At 62.8% G+C, this 17,309-nt stretch carries 18 protein-coding genes; 9 read left to right on the top strand and 9 right to left on the bottom strand.

Going from position 1 to position 17,309, the window contains the following annotated elements:
• Positions 1 to 119: 119 nt before the first annotated feature.
• A complete protein-coding gene (locus ACGYLQ_RS13585) occupies positions 120 to 3,521 on the top strand; it encodes an indolepyruvate ferredoxin oxidoreductase family protein (protein WP_394443404.1) in 3,402 nt (1,133 codons plus the stop codon).
• On the opposite strand, the gene ACGYLQ_RS13580 is transcribed toward ACGYLQ_RS13585, so the two are convergent.
• On the bottom strand, positions 3,513 to 4,610 hold the full coding sequence (locus ACGYLQ_RS13580; protein ID WP_394443403.1) for a cupin domain-containing protein: 1,098 nt from the start codon (positions 4,608 to 4,610) through the stop codon (positions 3,513 to 3,515). The genes ACGYLQ_RS13585 and ACGYLQ_RS13580 overlap by 9 nt on opposite strands.
• Positions 4,611 to 5,050: 440 nt before the next feature.
• Between ACGYLQ_RS13580 and ACGYLQ_RS13575 the strand changes: the two genes are divergently transcribed.
• Positions 5,051 to 6,028, top strand: a complete 978-nt coding sequence (locus ACGYLQ_RS13575) for a PleD family two-component system response regulator (protein ID WP_394443401.1) — start codon at positions 5,051 to 5,053, stop codon at positions 6,026 to 6,028.
• A 52-nt stretch (positions 6,029 to 6,080) separates the two neighbouring features.
• Here the strand turns inward: ACGYLQ_RS13575 and ACGYLQ_RS13570 are convergent, their stop codons facing one another.
• Together ACGYLQ_RS13570 and ACGYLQ_RS13565 are read right to left on the bottom strand one after the other, a co-directional pair.
• Positions 6,081 to 6,449 carry a hypothetical protein gene (locus tag ACGYLQ_RS13570; protein WP_394419192.1) on the bottom strand — a complete coding sequence of 123 codons (369 nt, stop codon included), beginning with the start codon at positions 6,447 to 6,449 and terminating at the stop codon, positions 6,081 to 6,083.
• Between the two features lies 1 nt (position 6,450).
• On the bottom strand, positions 6,451 to 6,690 hold the full coding sequence (locus ACGYLQ_RS13565; protein ID WP_007120503.1) for an Lrp/AsnC family transcriptional regulator: 240 nt from the start codon (positions 6,688 to 6,690) through the stop codon (positions 6,451 to 6,453).
• 159 nt (positions 6,691 to 6,849) lie between these two features.
• On the opposite strand from ACGYLQ_RS13565, the gene hisB reads away from it, so the two are divergent.
• Together hisB and hisH are read left to right on the top strand one after the other, a co-directional pair.
• Positions 6,850 to 7,437 (top strand): imidazoleglycerol-phosphate dehydratase HisB, encoded by a 588-nt coding sequence (gene hisB / locus ACGYLQ_RS13560; RefSeq protein WP_209219366.1) that lies wholly within the window; start codon positions 6,850 to 6,852, stop codon positions 7,435 to 7,437.
• 4 nt (positions 7,438 to 7,441) lie between these two features.
• Positions 7,442 to 8,080 carry an imidazole glycerol phosphate synthase subunit HisH gene (gene hisH / locus ACGYLQ_RS13555; protein WP_394443398.1) on the top strand — a complete coding sequence of 213 codons (639 nt, stop codon included), beginning with the start codon at positions 7,442 to 7,444 and terminating at the stop codon, positions 8,078 to 8,080.
• 180 nt (positions 8,081 to 8,260) lie between these two features.
• On the opposite strand, the gene ACGYLQ_RS13550 is transcribed toward hisH, so the two are convergent.
• The gene (locus tag ACGYLQ_RS13550) at positions 8,261 to 8,650 is read right to left on the bottom strand and encodes a DUF2147 domain-containing protein (protein WP_394443396.1); all 390 of its coding nucleotides are present in this window, start codon (positions 8,648 to 8,650) and stop codon (positions 8,261 to 8,263) included.
• A 129-nt stretch (positions 8,651 to 8,779) separates the two neighbouring features.
• Here ACGYLQ_RS13550 and hisA point away from each other — a divergent pair, with 129 nt between their 5' ends.
• The 3 genes from hisA to ACGYLQ_RS13535 are packed head-to-tail and all read left to right on the top strand — an operon-like array spanning position 8,780 to position 10,569.
• Positions 8,780 to 9,499 carry a 1-(5-phosphoribosyl)-5-[(5-phosphoribosylamino)methylideneamino]imidazole-4-carboxamide isomerase gene (hisA, locus tag ACGYLQ_RS13545; RefSeq protein ID WP_394443394.1) on the top strand — a complete coding sequence of 240 codons (720 nt, stop codon included), beginning with the start codon at positions 8,780 to 8,782 and terminating at the stop codon, positions 9,497 to 9,499.
• 3 nt (positions 9,500 to 9,502) lie between these two features.
• Positions 9,503 to 10,264, top strand: coding sequence for an imidazole glycerol phosphate synthase subunit HisF (gene hisF, locus ACGYLQ_RS13540; protein WP_067265192.1), 762 nt, complete (start codon positions 9,503 to 9,505; stop codon positions 10,262 to 10,264).
• Complete coding sequence (locus tag ACGYLQ_RS13535) at positions 10,261 to 10,569, top strand: phosphoribosyl-ATP diphosphatase (protein WP_394443392.1); 309 nt, start codon at positions 10,261 to 10,263, stop codon at positions 10,567 to 10,569. The genes hisF and ACGYLQ_RS13535 overlap by 4 nt, the downstream gene beginning before the upstream one ends.
• Here ACGYLQ_RS13535 and ACGYLQ_RS13530 read toward each other — a convergent pair whose 3' ends face one another.
• The gene (locus ACGYLQ_RS13530; protein WP_394443390.1) at positions 10,570 to 10,983 is read right to left on the bottom strand and encodes a CoA-binding protein; all 414 of its coding nucleotides are present in this window, start codon (positions 10,981 to 10,983) and stop codon (positions 10,570 to 10,572) included.
• A gap of 173 nt (positions 10,984 to 11,156) precedes the next feature.
• Here ACGYLQ_RS13530 and ACGYLQ_RS13525 point away from each other — a divergent pair, with 173 nt between their 5' ends.
• A complete protein-coding gene (locus ACGYLQ_RS13525) occupies positions 11,157 to 12,431 on the top strand; it encodes an acyl-CoA dehydrogenase family protein (RefSeq protein ID WP_394400453.1) in 1,275 nt (424 codons plus the stop codon).
• A gap of 1 nt (position 12,432) precedes the next feature.
• Positions 12,433 to 13,209 carry an SDR family oxidoreductase gene (locus ACGYLQ_RS13520; protein WP_394443388.1) on the top strand — a complete coding sequence of 259 codons (777 nt, stop codon included), beginning with the start codon at positions 12,433 to 12,435 and terminating at the stop codon, positions 13,207 to 13,209.
• 6 nt (positions 13,210 to 13,215) lie between these two features.
• Here ACGYLQ_RS13520 and ACGYLQ_RS13515 read toward each other — a convergent pair whose 3' ends face one another.
• The 4 genes from ACGYLQ_RS13515 to ACGYLQ_RS13500 all read right to left on the bottom strand — a co-directional run bounded on the left by ACGYLQ_RS13515 (position 13,216) and on the right by ACGYLQ_RS13500 (position 17,046).
• The gene (locus ACGYLQ_RS13515; RefSeq protein ID WP_067265201.1) at positions 13,216 to 14,091 is read right to left on the bottom strand and encodes an acyl-CoA thioesterase II; all 876 of its coding nucleotides are present in this window, start codon (positions 14,089 to 14,091) and stop codon (positions 13,216 to 13,218) included.
• A gap of 85 nt (positions 14,092 to 14,176) precedes the next feature.
• Positions 14,177 to 15,211: a phosphotransferase family protein gene (locus ACGYLQ_RS13510; RefSeq protein WP_394443386.1), complete on the bottom strand. Its 1,035-nt coding sequence runs from the start codon at positions 15,209 to 15,211 to the stop codon at positions 14,177 to 14,179.
• Positions 15,208 to 16,200: an NAD(P)H-dependent flavin oxidoreductase gene (locus ACGYLQ_RS13505; protein WP_394443385.1), complete on the bottom strand. Its 993-nt coding sequence runs from the start codon at positions 16,198 to 16,200 to the stop codon at positions 15,208 to 15,210. Before ACGYLQ_RS13505 ends, ACGYLQ_RS13510 begins: the two co-directional genes overlap by 4 nt.
• Before the next feature lie 27 nt (positions 16,201 to 16,227).
• A complete protein-coding gene (locus tag ACGYLQ_RS13500; protein ID WP_394443384.1) occupies positions 16,228 to 17,046 on the bottom strand; it encodes an SDR family oxidoreductase in 819 nt (272 codons plus the stop codon).
• Positions 17,047 to 17,309 lie beyond the last annotated feature (263 nt).

Below are 17,309 nucleotides of genomic sequence, written 5' to 3'. Positions count from 1 at the left end.
AAATCCTTCACTCAGTGGAGTACCTGCGGATAATTTATCCGTGCATCCGCCACAAAGCCAGCAGAATGGGTGCAAAAATTCGCGCATCCTGCGGTACACTTCCCAGTGAGGAGACCCCCATGACAGAACAACCGCGCGAATTTACCACTTATAAACTTGATGACCGCTATGATCAGACCGAAGGCCGCGTCTTTCTGACTGGGACGCAGGCGCTGGTGCGCATCATGCTGGATCAGGCCCGGCGTGATCGCGCGGCTGGGTTGAACACCGCCGGGTTCGTCTCGGGCTACCGTGGCTCGCCTCTGGGCGGGCTCGATCTGGAATACTGGCGCATCAAGGACCGCGTAGCCGAGGCGGGCGTGAAATTCCTTCCCGCGGTGAACGAAGACCTCGGCGCCACCGCGGTCTTGGGCGCGCAGCAGGCGCATCTCGACCCGCAGGCGGAAGTCGAGGGCGTCTTCTCCATGTGGTACGGCAAGGGCCCGGGGGTGGACCGCTCGGGCGACGCGCTGAAACATGGCAACGCCTATGGCTCCGCGCCCAAGGGCGGTGTGCTGGTGGTGGCGGGCGACGACCACGGCTGTGTGTCGTCGTCGATGCCGCACCAGTCCGACGTGGGCTTCATGTCGTGGTTCATGCCAACGCTGAACCCGGCTTCGGTGGCGGAATATCAGGCGTTTGGCGAATACGGCATTGCGCTGTCGCGTTTCTCGGGCACATGGGTCGGCTTTAAGGCGATTTCCGAAACCGTGGAGAGCGGCGCTTCGGTCGAACTCACGCCTGACCGGGTCTTCAAGCAGCCCGACTACACCGCCCCCCCGAGCGGGCTGCATGTGCGGCTGGGTGACCTGCCCTCCCCGGAGATCGAGACGCGGCTGCACCACAAGCTCGACGCCGTGCAGGCCTTCATGCGCGCCAACCCGTTCGATCGGCATATTTACGAGACGCAGGACGCCTCCTTCGGCATCGTCACCACCGGCAAGGGCCATCTCGACACGATGGAGGCGCTCCGCCTTCTAGACCTCGACGAGGCCGCCTGCCGTCGTCTCGGCATCGACATCTACAAGATCGGCATGGTCTGGCCGCTGGCGCTGGACGATGCGCTCGACTTCGTGAAGGGCAAGCGCGAAGTGCTTGTGATCGAAGAGAAACGCGGCATCATCGAAAGCCAGTTCAAGGAAGCTTTCTACGACTGGCCCGGCTCCAAGCCCGCGCGGATGGTCGGCAAACATGCCGAGAACCTCGAAGAACTGGTGCCCTGGACCGGTGAGCTGTCGCCGCTGAAGCTGGTGCCGATCATCGCCGCGCGCCTCGATGCCTTCTTCCCCGAAGAGAAGCTGCCCGAAAAAGCCCGCGCGCTGACCGACCAGCCCCCCGTGCTGCTGAACGTCGAGGGCGCCACCCGCACCCCCTATTTCTGTTCGGGCTGCCCGCATAACTCCTCCACCAAGCTGCCAGAGGGGTCTAAGGCGAACTCCGGCATCGGCTGCCATGTCATGGCCTCGTGGATGGACCGCGAGACGGCCGGTTTCGCCCAGATGGGCGGCGAGGGCGTGCCGTGGATCGCGACTTCGATGTTCAACGGGGGCAAGCACGTCTTCCAAAACCTTGGCGAGGGCACCTGGTATCACTCCGGTTCGCTGGCGATCCGACAGGCGGTCGCGGCGAAGACCAACATCACCTACAAGATCCTCTACAACGACGCGGTGGCGATGACCGGCGGCCAGCCGGTGGACGGCCCCGTCTCCGTCGCCGCCATCGCGCAGGCCTGCCGCGCGGAAGGGGTGGAACGCATCGCGCTGGTCTCGGACCGGCCCGAGCTGCTGCCCAAGGGCGACTTCCCCGAGGGCACCACCTTCGACCATCGCGGCGATCTGGACCGTGTGCAGCGCGAGCTGCGCGAGATCCCCGGCGTCACCGTGCTGATCTACGAGCAGACCTGCGCCACCGAGAAGCGCCGCAAGCGCAAGCGCGGGCTGATGGACGACCCGAAGAAATTCGTGATGATCAACGATCTGGTCTGCGAGGGCTGCGGCGATTGCAGCCTTGAGTCGAACTGCCTTAGCGTCGAGCCGAAGAAGACCGAGTTCGGCACCAAGCGGCAGATCAACCAGTCCACCTGCAACAAAGATTACTCCTGCCTTAACGGCTTCTGCCCCTCCTTCGTCACGGTCGAAGGCGGCAACCGCCGCAAACGCTCGGGCGCGGGGCTGGACGTTGCGGGTCTGTCGGCGCAATTACCGATGCCGGAACTGCCCAAGCTCGACCAGCCTTTCAACCTGCTGGTGACCGGCGTCGGCGGCACCGGCGTGGTGACTGTGGGCGCGCTCATCACCATGGCCGCGCATCTCGAAGGGCTGGGCTCTAGCGTGCTCGACTTCACGGGTTTCGCGCAGAAGTTCGGCACCGTGCTGGGCTATGTCCGTCTGGCGCAACGCCCCGAGGAGGTGCATCAGGTGCGCATCGATCAGGGCGGCGCCGATGCGGTGATCGGCTGCGACATGGTTGTGAGTTCCGCGCCGAAGGCATCCGCCCACTACCGGCGCGGGACGCAGATCGTGCTGAACCGCGCCGAGATGCCCACCGGCGATTTGGTGCTGAACCGCGACGCCGAGTTGCGCATCGACGACCGCGAGGCGGTGATCGCGCAGGCCGTGGGGGCCGAGAACCTTGCCGCCTTCGACGCCAACGCAATGGCCGAGAAACTGATGGGCGACGCGGTCTTTGCCAATGTGATGATGCTCGGTTTCGCTTGGCAGAAGGGGCTGGTGCCGGTCTCGCTCACAGCACTTGAGCAGGCGATCGAATTGAACGGTGTTGTCCCGGACAAGAACCGCGCCGCCTTTGGCTTTGGCCGGGTCATGGCGGGCAACCCGCAGGCGATCGAGGCGCATTTCGCCCCCGCGCCCGCGCCCGACGACAGTGTCGAAGGCCTGATCGCGCGGCGGATGGAGTTCCTTAGCGGCTACCAGAACGCCGCCTACGCCCAGCGCTACAAGGCCAAGCTCGATGCGCTGGCGGGCAAGCTGCCCGAAGGCGCCGACGACCTGATGCGCGCGGCGGCGAAATCGCTGTTCAAGCTGATGGCTTACAAGGACGAATACGAGGTCGCGCGCCTGCACCGTCAAAGCGGTTTCGAGAAGCGGATCGCCGATACTTTCGAGGGCGACTACAAGGTGCATTACCACCTCGCCCCGCCCGCTTGGCCCACCGGCACAGATGGTCGCGGACGCCCCAACAAGCGCCAGTTCGGCCCGTGGATGGGCCGCGCCTTCGACCTTCTGGCGGCGATGAAACCGCTGCGCGGCACATGGGCCGACCCGTTCAGCTACGGTGCCGACCGCAAGCTCGAGGTCGGTCTGATCGGCTGGTACGAAGAGATCATGGCAAAGGCCTCCGCCCTGCCCCATGATGCGGCGCTGGCGGTGCTTTCCGCACCGATGGAAATCCGCGGCTACGGCCCCGTGAAAGAGGCCGCAGCCGAGAAAGTGCAGGCCGAGGTGGCCGCGCGCCTAGGCTAAGAGCGTCGTCGAGAAATCACCGCGCAGCCCGGCTTCGAGCAATTCGAGGTCGGGCGAGCAATCGCTATATTGCGCCACCATGCCCGGCGGGATGACGAAGGCATCGCCTGCCTCCAACTTGCGCGGCTCCTGCCCTTCGGCGTTCAGGGTCATGCTGCCTTCCATGACGAAGTTGAAGTGAATGTCGGCGTCGTGCTTCGCGGGCGGCGGCATGCCGCCGTCGAAACGCGCCACCTGAATGCCGGCCACGCCCTTGGTGCCTTTGGTGATCCCGGTGTCGCGCGCGACGAAGCCGGGGATGCGGAAGGGCTGCCACGCGGCCCCCTCCTTCACGTGATGCACGAAGGTCTGGCCCTCCCATTCGCGCGCCGGGTCGCCTTTGCCATTGGGGAGGGTCATCTCGTGGTCGATGGTGGTGACATGTTCCGCAGGCACGCCGATCTCGATCACCTCGATCGAGGGCGAGGCCTCGACCACTCGATGGCGGATGCCCGGCGGCTGGGTCACGCAATCCCCGGCATGGAGCCGGATCACATCGCCCTGATCCTCGTAAAGCACATCAACCCAGCCCCGGTAGCAATAGATCAGCTGGAAGCCGACGGTATGGTAATGCACCATATCCGGCACCGGGCCGCCGTCGGGGATGCGAATATGGCTGGCGATGATCGAGCCGCCGAGGCGTGACGGGATGAGATCGCGGTAATGCATCCCCGCGCGGCCAATCACCCATGGGGCCTCATCCGCCAGCCGCCGCACGGCAAACTCATGCTGGGTCTTGGGCTGGTCCACGCGGGGGCTACGCGGCAGGATCTCGATCTTGGTGCCGTTTGGCGCCGTAAGTTCTCGCTGGCCCTCTGCGATACTGTCGGGCGCATCGGTCAGCAGGCGCAGATGCCCCGGCGGCACATCCGCCCCCCGCTCAAGCCTCACGCGCACCCCATGGCCCGAAAAACTGGCCACCGAAGGATCATCCGCGGGAAAGATCGTCTCAAGCCGCATGCCAAGCACTTTGGTGAAGAAAGGCAGATCGTCCCTAAGCTCCCGCGTGGGCAACAAGAATTCCGCCAAAACATCATCGGGCAAACGCATTTAACTCATCCTCTTCACGTATCGCGCCGCAGTTGAGCGCGCGACGGGCAAAGCGTCAACTGGGCGTTACGCACCGCAGCCTTTAAAGTTCCCCAGACCGCTCATTTTTGGCCAGCGAGTCGCAGCGCGAAATTCGCGCGATCACAAGAACCGCAAACTCTCGCCCCGATTTCGCACCCTCACGCGCCCAATAGCGCCTGAAAGCCTGCACAATTCTTGCCCAATCGCCTCCCGCAATGCGGGAAAGCAAGGGGCCACGGCCATCTCTCTTCGCCAATTCAATGGTTTCGCGAGGCTTCAAAATATGGTTAATAATTTATGCAACGGCACAAGGTATTGGTGCAGAAGCGTCACAATTTCGCCGGGTTTATACGACTAGATATGAACAGATTATAAAGACACCCGGACTGCCCGTCTGCCCCACGAAAGAGGTGCCAAAAATGAAAATTCTTGCTGTCGACGATGACCCATTTATCCGCGAATTGCTGCCCGTTGTTTTCCGCGAAGCCGAGTACCCCCATTTGACATTGGCCGCCTCCGGCGCTGCTGCTCTGGAACTGCTCGAAACCACCAAAGAACATTTCGACTGCCTGCTCTTGGACATCGAAATGCCCGAGATGGACGGCATCACCCTATGCCGCCGCATTCGCACGCTGGAAGCCTATCAGGACACGCCGATCCTGATGGTGACCTCACGCGCCGACGCGACCGCGATCGAAAGCGCCTTTGCCGCCGGGGCCAACGACTATGTGACCAAACCTTTCGACGTGAAGGACATCGCAACCCGCGTGCATATCGCCGAGCGCATGTTGGAGAACACCCAACGCGCCCCGCGCCTTGATCCGCAGCATTTGAAAGACGCGGGCAAGCCCGGTGTCCACGACTTCGCGCTGGCCGATCCTGTGCATATCCATGGGGTCGATCAATTGGTGCTGCCCTTCTCCTTGGGCAATTACCTGTCGCAGCTTTCACGCCAACACCTTGATATCTGCCAGGTTTTCGCGGCCAAGATCGAACATATCGATGAGCTTTACGCGACCTGCAACACTGCCGAATTCGCCCGCGCCATCGCAGCTGCGGCCGAGGCCATTTCGCGCGTGGTCGATTGCCCCCAACTGCTGATGACCCATAACGGATCCGGCACGCTCCTGTGCATCGTAACAGGTGACAGCCTGCCCGCTTGGCCCGAGATCGAGGTGCTCATCCAAGGGGAGCTGGACGGCATGGACCTGCGCCATGACGACAACAGCCCGATGGCGGTGATGCTCTCCGTCGGTGGCCCGATCCAGCCCAATGCCAGCCGCACTCAGCGGGTCAGAAAGACATTCGACCGCGCCATCCGCCGTGTGGCGATGCGGCAGAAGGTCAAGCTCGACACCCCCCCGACCGAGAAACCCTCCGTCTCCGCCGCCCATTGACGGCAAGGCAATCGCCTCAAGAAAAACCCGCCTCATGGGCGGGTTTTCGCATTCAGTTGATGGGGAATTGCACCAAACAGCGTTCGGCGATGCGGCGGTAATCCTCAAGCGTGTCAGGCACGCTGCGCCGGTCGCGCATCACCTCCATCGCGGCGCGTTTCTGCGCCCAGGTCCCCTCAACATGGCGGTCGAGAATGCGCACGGTCACGCCCAGCATCACATTCTTCTCCCCCTCGCCAATCAACTCCGCCGCGGAAAGTGCCACCGCCGTCAGCGCCAGCGTATTGGCACAGCGCAGGGCCGCGGCTTCGCGCCCCTCATAGACCCGCGTACCCGCCGTGGCCGTGCCGGGAAAGGCCACGAGCGCGGCGATCGACAAAGCAGAACAGACGGCTGCTGTCAGGATGAGCTGGCGCGCCACCTCAAAAGACCTTGAAGGTCATCGTGGTCAAAGACCGCTCGATGCCTTCGATGTCCAACAGATTGTCATTGATGTAGACGCCCACATCTTCGCCCTTGGGAATATAAAGCTTCATCAACAGGTCATATTCGCCTGAGGTGGAATAAAGTTCGGAATGGATTTCGCGCAGGGCGATCTCTTCGGCCACACGATAGGTCGTGCCCGGTCGGCAGCGGATCTGGATGAATACGCAGGTGGTCATGTCGCGCCTCTTTCTGGGATTTGGTTCAAGCTGACATATGGGCCCTGCCCCCGCAATCCCCGATCGCGCTGCCCCTGCCCAAAGGCGTTTCACCGCTTGGGCTTGGCGCGGCGGCAGGCCCTGTTATAAGGGCGCAGCAATTGCCTTCGGAGATGCCCCATGCGTCGCAGCACCCTGACCCGCACCACTGCCGAAACCGACATCACGGTCGAGATCAACCTCGACGGCACCGGCAGCTATGACAATGAAACCGGCGTCGGCTTTTTTGATCATATGCTCGACCAACTCTCGCGCCACTCGCTGATCGACATCAAGGTGCGCGCCAAGGGCGATCTGCACATCGACGATCACCACACCGTCGAAGATGTGGGCATCACGCTGGGCCAAGCACTGACCCAAGCGCTCGGCGACAAACGCGGCATCCGCCGCTACGGATCTTGCCTGCTGGCGATGGACGACGCACAAATCCGCTGCGCGCTCGACCTCTCCGCGCGGCCCTTTCTGATCTGGAACGTGGATTTCCCCACCAGCAGCATCGGCAAGTTCGACACCGAACTGGTCCGTGAGTTCTTCCAGGCGCTGAGCACCCACGGCGGCATCACCCTACATGTCGACGCGCTCCACGGGTTCAACAGCCACCACATCGCCGAAGCCACTTTCAAATCCGTCGCCCGCGCCCTGCGCGAAGCGGTCGAGACCGACCCGCGCAAAGCAGACGCCATCCCCTCCACCAAGGGTGCCTTGTAAACCAATGCTGACAGCAATCATCGACTACGAATCCGGCAACCTACACTCCGCGCATAAAGCCTTCGAGCGTATGGCCCGCGAGCATGACGCAGGCGAAGTCACGGTGACCTCGGAGGCCGAGGTCGTCGCCCGCGCCGACCGTCTGGTCCTGCCCGGCGATGGCGCTTTCCCGGCCTGTATGGCCGCCCTGAAAGGGGCCGGCGGCCTCTATGACGCGATGGTCGAGGCGGTCGAGGAAAAGGGCCGCCCCTTCCTCGGCATCTGCGTCGGCATGCAACTGATGGCCAGCATGGGCCGCGAATATGAAGACACCCCCGGTCTGGGCTGGATCGGTGGCGAGGTGACCCAGATCACCCCGAAAGACCCGAAGCTCAAAGTCCCCCATATGGGCTGGAACGACCTAGTGATCGACCACGACCACCCGGTCTTCGACGGGCTGCAAACCGGCGATCACACCTATTTCGTGCACAGCTATCACATGGCCGTCGCCGACCCCGCCGAACGTCTGGCCCATGTCGACTACGGCGGCGAAGTCACGGCGATCATCGGCCGCGACACGATGCTGGGCATGCAGTTTCACCCGGAGAAAAGCCAAACCACCGGCCTGCGGCTGATCTCGAACTTCCTGACTTGGGCGCCTTAACCCGCGCCGCGCCTGTTGAAAGGTCGGAAGGTATTTAAGAAAGGATGAAGATGAAGAAAGACCCTCTTCAACTTCATCCTTTTACAAATACCTCTGCGCCGCGCTTTCCTCGCACAAAACGCAAAGAAGGCGCGAAGGACTAGCCCCGCGCCTTCAAACCTTCGCAGAGATGCACGGCCCTTACTTGATGCGCGCCCAGGTCTGTTTCGAGCAGATCAGCCCGCCCGCGACGCAGCCCGAGAGTTTCAGCGAGTTGCCTGAGACATTCATCTTCCCAATGTAGATTTTGCCGTTTGACGGGCGCCAAACCTTACCGGCGTATTTGCCGCCGCCCTGAGGCTTCATGTCGATGACGAGCGTTTTGCCGATATTGGGGGATTTATATTCGCCGCTGCCGTTGAAGGTGCGCGCGATGGTGCCGCAGATTGCCCCGCCGCAGGGGGCCATTTTGACATGGGCATAGGCGCCGTCATCCACTTGGGTTTTCCATGTACCGACCGCCGGATCCGCGGCATAGGCGGCGCCGGTCAGGCCAAGGCCCAGAAGGGCCGCTGCAAAAAGCTGTTTCATGATCTCTCCTCCCGATCTGCCTTTAGTGTTAGCCACAACTTTCAATCGGGCAAGACTGACCTCGGGTCGCGTTGCAAAATCCCTGGCGACGTGCAAAAGGAAAGCGACTTCTCTAACAAGGGCCCGGCCATGATCCTCTACCCCGCTATTGATCTCAAAGACGGTCAGGCCGTGCGCCTTGTGCATGGCGACATGGACCGCGCCACCGTTTTCAACGACGATCCTGCCGCACAGGCGCTCAGCTTTGTTGAAGCGGGCTGTGATTGGCTGCATCTTGTTGACCTTAATGGCGCTTTTGCCGGGACCCCGGTGAACGCCGCCCCGGTGGAGGCGATTTTGAAAGCCTGCAAGGTGCCTGCGCAATTGGGCGGTGGCATTCGCGATATGGCGACGATCGAGGGCTGGTTGGATAAGGGCCTCGCGCGGGTCATTCTGGGCACCGTTGCGGTTGAGAACCCCGAACTGGTCCGCGAGGCGGCGCGCGCCTTTCCCGGGCAAGTTGCCGTGGGGATCGACGCGCGGAATGGAAAGGTCGCGACCAAAGGTTGGGCGACCGAGACCGATGTGATGGCCACCGACCTCGCGAAATCATTTGAGGACGCGGGTGTGGCTGCGATCATCTACACTGACATCATGCGCGATGGCGCGATGGGCGGGCCGAATGTGGAAGCGACAGCCGATCTGGCGCGGGCCGTCTCGATCCCGGTGATTGCTTCGGGTGGGGTCTCCTCGCTTGAGGACCTCGCCGCGCTGCGTGATACGGGCGTTATCGAGGGCGCGATCTCGGGGCGCGCGCTTTATGATGGCGCGATCAATCTGACCGACGCCATGAAGATGTTGAAGGGCTGAGCCATGCTAAAGACCCGCATCATCCCCTGTCTCGACGTGGCCGATGGCCGTGTGGTGAAGGGTGTGAACTTCGTCGGCCTGCGTGATGCGGGCGACCCGGTGGATGCCGCGATTGCCTATGATGCGGCGGGGGCGGATGAGCTTTGCTTTCTCGACATCCACGCCACCCATGAAAATCGCGGCACGATGTTCGATCTGGTCACCCGCACCGCCGAGCATTGCTATATCCCGCTTACCGTGGGTGGCGGCGTGCGGACCGTGGCGGATGTGCGGGCCTTGCTGTTGGCGGGGGCCGATAAGGTCAGCTTTAACTCCGCCGCTGTGGCGAACCCGGATGTGATCGCCGAAGCGGCGGATCACTTTGGTAGCCAGTGCATCGTCTGCGCGATTGACGCCAAGACCGTAAGCCCCGGCAAATGGGAGATTTTCACCCATGGCGGGCGCAAGCCCACTGGCATCGATGCGGTCGAATTCGCCCGCACCGTGGCCGCCAAGGGCGCAGGTGAAATCCTGCTGACCTCGATGGACCGTGATGGCACCAAACAGGGGTTCAACCTGCCGCTGACCCGCGCCATTTCCGATGCCGTGTCGGTGCCGGTGATCGCCTCCGGCGGGGTCGGCAATTTGGATCACCTTGTCGATGGGGTGATCGAAGGTGGCGCCTCGGCGGTGCTGGCCGCCTCCATCTTTCACTTTGGAGAATATACCGTGCAGGAGGCCAAACAACATATGGCCGCCGCTGGCATCCCAATGAGGCTTTCATGACGCTTGATGACCTATACGCCACCATTCTGAGCCGCAAAAGCGCTGATCCTTCAAGCAGTTGGACCGCGCAACTGCTGGCCAAAGGGCCAGAGAAATGCGCCGAAAAGTTCGGCGAAGAAGCGGTCGAGGCAATCATCGAGGCGGTAAAAGATGACCGCAGAGGTCTGACCTCGGAAGCCGCCGATGTGCTCTACCACCTGTTGGTGATGCTGGCGGCGCGGGATGTGCCGCTGAGCGATGTGCTGGATGAGTTGGCGCGGCGGCAATCGACCTCCGGCATCGCCGAAAAGGCCGCACGGAAATAATCAGCCTAGCAGGCGCGGGATTTCCACCTTGGGGCAGCGGTCTTGGATCACATCCACGCCGCGTGCCTCGGCCTTGGCCGCCGCTTCGGCATTGGTGATGCCCATTTGCATCCAGATGGTCTCAAGCTCGGGGAAAACCTCCAGCGCTTCGTCCACGACGGGGGGCACATCCTCGGACCGGCGGAAAATATCGACCATTTGCACCGGCGGGTCGATCTCGGCCAGAGTGGCGACGATGGTCTTGCCAAAGACTTCCTTGCCCGCGTGCATCGGGTTGACCGGCACCACGTCATACCCTTTTTGTGCAAGGTATTCAGCGACATAGTGGCTGGGCCGCGCCGGATTGGGGGAAACACCGACCACCGCAATGCGGCGGGTGCGGGTGAGGACGTCTTTGATCAATGCATCTGTCATGGGCTGAACTTAAGCGCCTGCGCGCGGGTTTCAACGGCTTAATGACGCGGCGTAAAGCCCGCCACCCCCTGCCCGCGATTGGCAAGGCCGCGGCGATTGCATAGGCTCGCCCCAAAGGGCCGCCTGTGGAGGAACCGGGCAGAACCGCGAACCATCATCACCGGGAGCATAGGATGATCGATCAGACCTTGGATATGAACAATCTCGAAATGTCGGAGAAGGCCAAGCCGCTGCTGGCGGCGGTCATCAAGCACATCCGCGAGAATGTCGATCCGATCACTGAGGAGTTCTTTCGCCTTGGCGAAGGCCGCGCCGACCGCTGGTCCTATGCGCCCGGTCAGTTGGAATTGCTCGACGGGGCCAAGCAAAAAGCGCGGGAGGCGGGATTGTGGAACTTCTTCCTGCCCAATGCCGAAACCGGTGAAGGGCTGGCGAACCTCGATTACGCCTATATCGCCGCCGAATTGGGCAAAAGCCCGCTGGCGCCGGAAAGCCTGAACTGCTCCGCTCCGGATACCGGCAATATGGAGGTGTTGGAACGCGTCGGCACGCCCGAGCAGAAAGAGCGCTGGCTGAAGCCGCTGCTCGCGGGTGAAATCCGCTCGGCCTTTGCCATGACGGAGCCTGATGTCGCCTCTTCGGATGCGCGCAACATCTCGACGAGCGCGGTGCTGGATGGCGACGATTGGGTGATTAACGGCGAGAAGTTCTACATCTCGGGCGCGGGCGATCCGCGCTGCAAGATCATGATCGTTATGGTGAAAACCTCGCCCGAGGCCGAGACTTTCCGCCAGCAGAGCCAAATTCTCGTGCCGATGGACACGCCGGGGGTGGAAATCCTCGGCCCGATGCATGTCTTTGGCCATGATGACGCGCCGCATGGGCATATGCATATCCGCTTCACCGATGTGCGCGTGCCGCGTGAAAACGTGCTCTGGGGTGAAGGGCGCGGGTTCGAGATCAGTCAGGTGCGGCTTGGGCCGGGGCGGATTCATCACTGTATGCGCTCTATTGGTGCGGCGGAAAAGGCGCTGGACCTGATGATCGAACGCGGGCTCGGGCGCGAGGCTTTTGGCAAGAAGATCATCGACCTCGGCAAAAACATGGAAACGATCAGCCGCGCGCGGATCGACATCGAAGCCATGCGGCTGATGGTGTTGAAAGCGGCCAAGGCGATGGATGTCTTGGGCAATAAAGAGGCGCGCATCTGGGTCAGCATGATCAAGGCGCTGGTGCCGGAAAAGGCCTGCGAGATCATCGATGCCTCCATGCAGGTGCATGGGGCGACGGGGATGAGCCAGTGGAGCCCGCTTTCGGGCATGTACACGTGGCAGCGCGCGCTGCGCTTTGCCGATGGGCCGGATGAGGTGCACCATCAGGTGATCGCCCGGGCCGAGGTGAAGGCGTTTCAGGCGTCGAACGCGCGCGGCTCTGGCAGCGACAGCTGATATGGAGCTCGCGGGCCGCGTCATCGTCATCACCGGGGCCGCCAGCGGCATCGGGCGGGCCTTGGCGCTGCGCTTTGCCAAGGAAGCGCCTGCGCATATCGTCTGCGTGGACATCGACAGCGCGGGGGCCGAGGCGACGGCGGCTGAGGTCGGTGGCACGGCCTTCCGCGTCGATGTCGCGCGCGAGGCGGAGATCGCCGCGCTGATCGACAGCGTCGAGCGTGACATCGGGCCGATTGATCTTTTCTGCTCTAACGCCGGTATCTCGGTCGAGGGCGGCGTCGAAGTGCCGGATGCCGATTGGCAGCGCATTTGGGAGATCAACGTGATGAGCCATGTGCGCGCAGCGCGGCATCTGGTGCCGCTGATGCGGGCGCGCGGGGGTGGCTATCTGCTCAACACCGCCTCGGCGGCGGGGCTGCTTAATCAGGTCGGCGCGGCGCCCTATGGGGTCACGAAACACGCCGCCGTCGGCCTCGCCGAATGGTTGGCGATGAGCTATGGCGACGACGGGATCAAGGTCTCTGTGCTCTGCCCGCAAGCGGTCCGGACCGAGATGATGCGCGGGTTGGAGGACCATGTCGCCGCGATTGACGGCATGTTGGAGCCTGAGCCGGTGGCCGAAGCCTGCGTGCAGGCGATCCGCGATGAGGTCTTTCTGGTGCTGCCGCATCCGCAGGTGCGCGACTATATGCGAGGCAAGGCGCAGGATTATGACCGTTGGATCGGCGGAATGCGCAAGCTGAACCGGCGCTTTGGGGCGGCGAAAGACAGCTAGCGGCCCTTAGCTCTCCCCCTTGGGCCGGATCGGGCGCAGCAGCCCCTCCTGCGCCACGCTCGCCACCAGCTGCCCGTTCTGATTATAGATCATCCCACGATTGAACCCCCGCGCCCCGCCGGTAAATGGCGCGTCCAGCGCATAGAGGTGCCATTCGTCAAAGCGGATCGGCGCGTGAAACCACATGGCGTGGTCGAGGCTGGCCGTCATCACCTTGCCCTGAAACCACGTCAGCCCATGAGGCCGCAGAGAGGAGCCGAGCAGGTTCATGTCCGAGGCATAGGCCAGCAGCGCGTGCTGCATCACCGGATTCTGCCCTTCGGCGGCCCCCATGCGAAACCACAGATAGTTGCGGTCGCTCACTTTTTCCGGCGTCATGAAATCACGCGGCTCGACCTCTCTGATCTCAATGGGGCGCTCGCGCAGGAAGTCCCCACGGTATTTCTCGGGCAGCTTCTCGGCAAAAGCCTCGCGCAATTCGGGCCGGTCGGGCCAATTTTCCGGGGCAGAAACCTGCGGCATCTCATGCTGCCAATCGAACCCCTCTTCCTCGACCTGAAAAGAGGCGGAGAGGTTCAGGATCTGCTTGCCATGCTGGATCGCCACCACACGCCGGGTCGTGAAACTGCCCCCGTCGCGGGCGCGGTCGACCTGATAGATTACCGGAATTTTCGGATCCCCGGGCCGGATAAAATAGGCATGGAGCGAATGACACGCCCGGTCTGGCACGGTGCGGTAAGCCGCCATCAGCGCCTGCGCGATGACGTGACCGCCGAAAATCCGCATTGACGTCTCACCGCCAGCCCCCGTGCCCCGAAACAGATCGACCTCAAGCTGTTCGATATCCAACAGATCAAGCAATTGCCGCGCAGCATTGGTCATGAGTCATCCTTTCGGGCCGGGGTGTTTCGGCCCTAGCAACAGGTTTTCACCGCAAAGCTCAAGCACCAAACGCCCCGCCGCCCGCTCAGCGGTCGCGATCCAGCGCCTCCAGCCCGTGGCGCGCAAAAACCGGGACGTATTGCCCTAATTTCAACCCGTATTCGGGGTTTGAGGCATTACCCTCCAAGGCGCGTTTCAACACGCCTTGGATGATCGCCGCCATGCGGAAAAAGCAAAAGGCGAGGTAATAGCCGAAGTTGTCGATGCCCCTAAGCCCGCGCCTGCGGCAATAGGCGGCGATGAATTCGGCATCGGTGGGCAGGCCAAGCGCCTTGCGGTCCACCCCGGCCAAGCCGCGCCCCTCGGCCCCCACAGGCATCTGCCACTGCATGATGACGGCGGCCAGATCGGCAAAGGGATGGCCAATGGTCGACAGCTCCCAATCCAAAACCGCACGGCAGGCGGTGCCATGGGTGTCGAAGATCATATTGTCGATCCGGTAATCGCCATGGACCAACGTCCGCTGCCCGTCGTCCTCGGGCAGCTCGGCACTGAGGCGCTGCATGAGCGTATCCATATCCGGCTGCGGCTCGGTCTCCGACGCGCGGTATTGTTTCGACCAGCGCGCCACCTGCCGCTCGAAATAATTGCCCGGCGGGCCGTAGTCGGAGAGCCCCGCCGCGTCGATATCAACCTCATGCAGCGCGGCCAGCACGCCATTCATCTCATCCATAACCGCGTCACGCTCTGCCGGGGTAAGTTCTGGCAGCGTGGGGTCGTTGAAGTTGCGCCCCGGCACATGGTCCATGACATAGAACACCGAGCCGATGACGCCCTCATCTTCGCAAAGCAAATGCATCCGCGCGACGGGCACCTGACTGCCCGCCAAAGCCTTCTGCACCCGAAACTCCCGATCCACCGCATGGGCCGATTTCAACAGCACACCCGGCGGTTTGCGGCGCAGCACATAGTCATGCGCCGGGGTCGAAAGCAGGAATGTCGGGTTGGACTGCCCGGCCTGAAACTTCGTGACCTCCAGCGGCCCGGCAAAGCCCGGCAGGTTCGCCTCCAACCAGCGGCAAACGGCGTCTTCATTCAGGGTTTGGGTATCCGTGCTCACTGTGCGAACTCCGCTGCCAACCTTGTGCCAGCGGCGCGATACTCCGCCTCAATACGGTCCACCAAGTCGGCCGCGCCGCCGACCTCTTTGACAGCGCCGATCCCCTGCCCCGCGCCCCAAATTTCCTTCCAAGCCTTGGGTTTGGACGAGCCCGAGCCGAAGTTCATCGAAGAAGCATCCGCCGTTGGCAGGTTGTCCGGGTCCAGCCCCGCCGCCTCAATCGATGGGCGCAGATAGTTGCCCGACACCCCGGTGAAGAGCGACGATGTCACGATGTCATCCGCCCCGCCCGAGACGATCATATCCTTGTAGCCCGGCACGGCGTTCGCCTCTCGCGTGGCGATGAAGGCCGAGCCCATATAGCCCAGATCGGCCCCCATGGCGCGGGCTGCCAACAGCCCCTCGCCCGTGGCCAAGGCGCCGGAGAGCAGAAGCGGCCCGTCGAACCATTCGCGGATTTCGCGGATCAGCGCGAAGGGCGACTGCGGCCCCGCATGCCCCCCGGCCCCCGCCGCCACGGCGATCAACCCATCCGCGCCCTTCTCGATCGCCTTGCGCGCGAAACGATTGTTGATGACGTCATGCAGCGTCACGCCGCCACAGGAATGTGCGGCCTCGTTCACCTCGACCCGCGCGCCAAGCGAGGTGATCCAAATCGGCACTTTGTGTTTGACGCAAATCTCAAGATCACGCTCCAACCGGGCATTCGACCGATGCACGATCTGGTTCACCGCGAAAGGGGCCGCGGGCCGGTCGGGGTTCTCCTGATTGTGCTTGTCCAAGGCTTCGGTAATCTGGGTCAGCCAAGCATCCAGCAAGGGCGGCTCGCCCTCAGCCTCCCGCGCGTTCAGCGCCGGGAAAGACCCGACGATCCCCGCCTTGCACTGCGCGATGACCAGCTCCGGCCCCGATAGAATGAACATCGGCGAGGCGACCAGCGGCAGGCGCAGGCCGCGCAGGGCTTGGGGTAGATGGCTGTCGTCACGCATATGGGGTCTCCGGTCTATCGTTCGGCATCACAGTGCCTTTTCAAAAATATTCGGTCCCGACATCACATTGATGCCGCCGCTGACCGGGATCACGGCCCCGGTGACATAGGCGCCGCCGCGTCCGCAGAGAAACAGCATGCAGCCCGCGATATCTTCATCCCGTCCAACACGGCCAAGCGGGACATCCTGCCCCACCGCGGCCCGCGTCTTCTCATCGCCCGTGGCAAATGCCGTCATGCCCGAAACGAAGGGCCCCGGCGCCAGTGCGTTCACGGTGATGCCCTCCTCGGCCAATTCCTTGGCGAGGATTTTACTCAAATGAATGACCGCAGCCTTGGACGCGGCATAGCTATAGGCGCCGTCGCCCATCTCGCGCTCCCCCATGACCGACCCGACATTGACGACCCGCGCGGGATCATCCGCCGTGGCCCCGGCGCTGAGAAGCGGCAACAGCTTTTGCGTAAGATCGAAGAGCCCGGCGACGTTGACGCCCATGACCTTGTCCCAAGCCCGGTAAGGGAACTGCCCCAAGGGCGCACCCCAAGTCACGCCCGCGTTGTTCATCAAGATATGCAGCTGATCGCTGCGCGCCTGAACCTCAGCCACGAGCGCATCCACACCAGCCTCAGTCCCCACATCGCCCGCGAACCCTTCGGCGCTGCCCCGTGCACCAAGCGCATTCAGCTCATCGGCCACCGCCGCGCAGGCCTCTCCGTTCCGGCTGGCCAAGAAGACCCGCGCCCCGGCCCGCACCAAAGCCTCCGCCGCCATCCGCCCGATGCCCGTGGCCCCGCCGGTGATCAAAGCGGTCTTTCCTTCCAAGCCAAAGAGCGTATCGATATCCATGCCCCGCCTCCCAACGTCGACTGTCGCCGCTACTGTGACAGGGCTTTGGGCAGCGTCAAGCGGATGCCCAACACAGGCCCCGGTAACCGGGCGTCATATGGTTCTTGCAGGCCGGGAGATTACCCCCCAAAACGCAAAACCGCCGCAGCTTTGAGCTGCGGCGGTTTTGTTATACTGATCATCGTCGAGAGATACTGTAGTCTAGGAACTTATTAGGTTTGGCGATGACCTACTCTCCCACGTCTTAAGACGCAGTACCATCG

Source organism: Sulfitobacter sp. 1A12779, from assembly GCF_043557315.1.
In the GTDB taxonomy this organism is placed as follows: domain Bacteria; phylum Pseudomonadota; class Alphaproteobacteria; order Rhodobacterales; family Rhodobacteraceae; genus Sulfitobacter; species Sulfitobacter faviae.
Note: the sequence above shows the minus strand (reverse complement) of the source record. Positions and strands in the feature narration are given on the sequence as shown.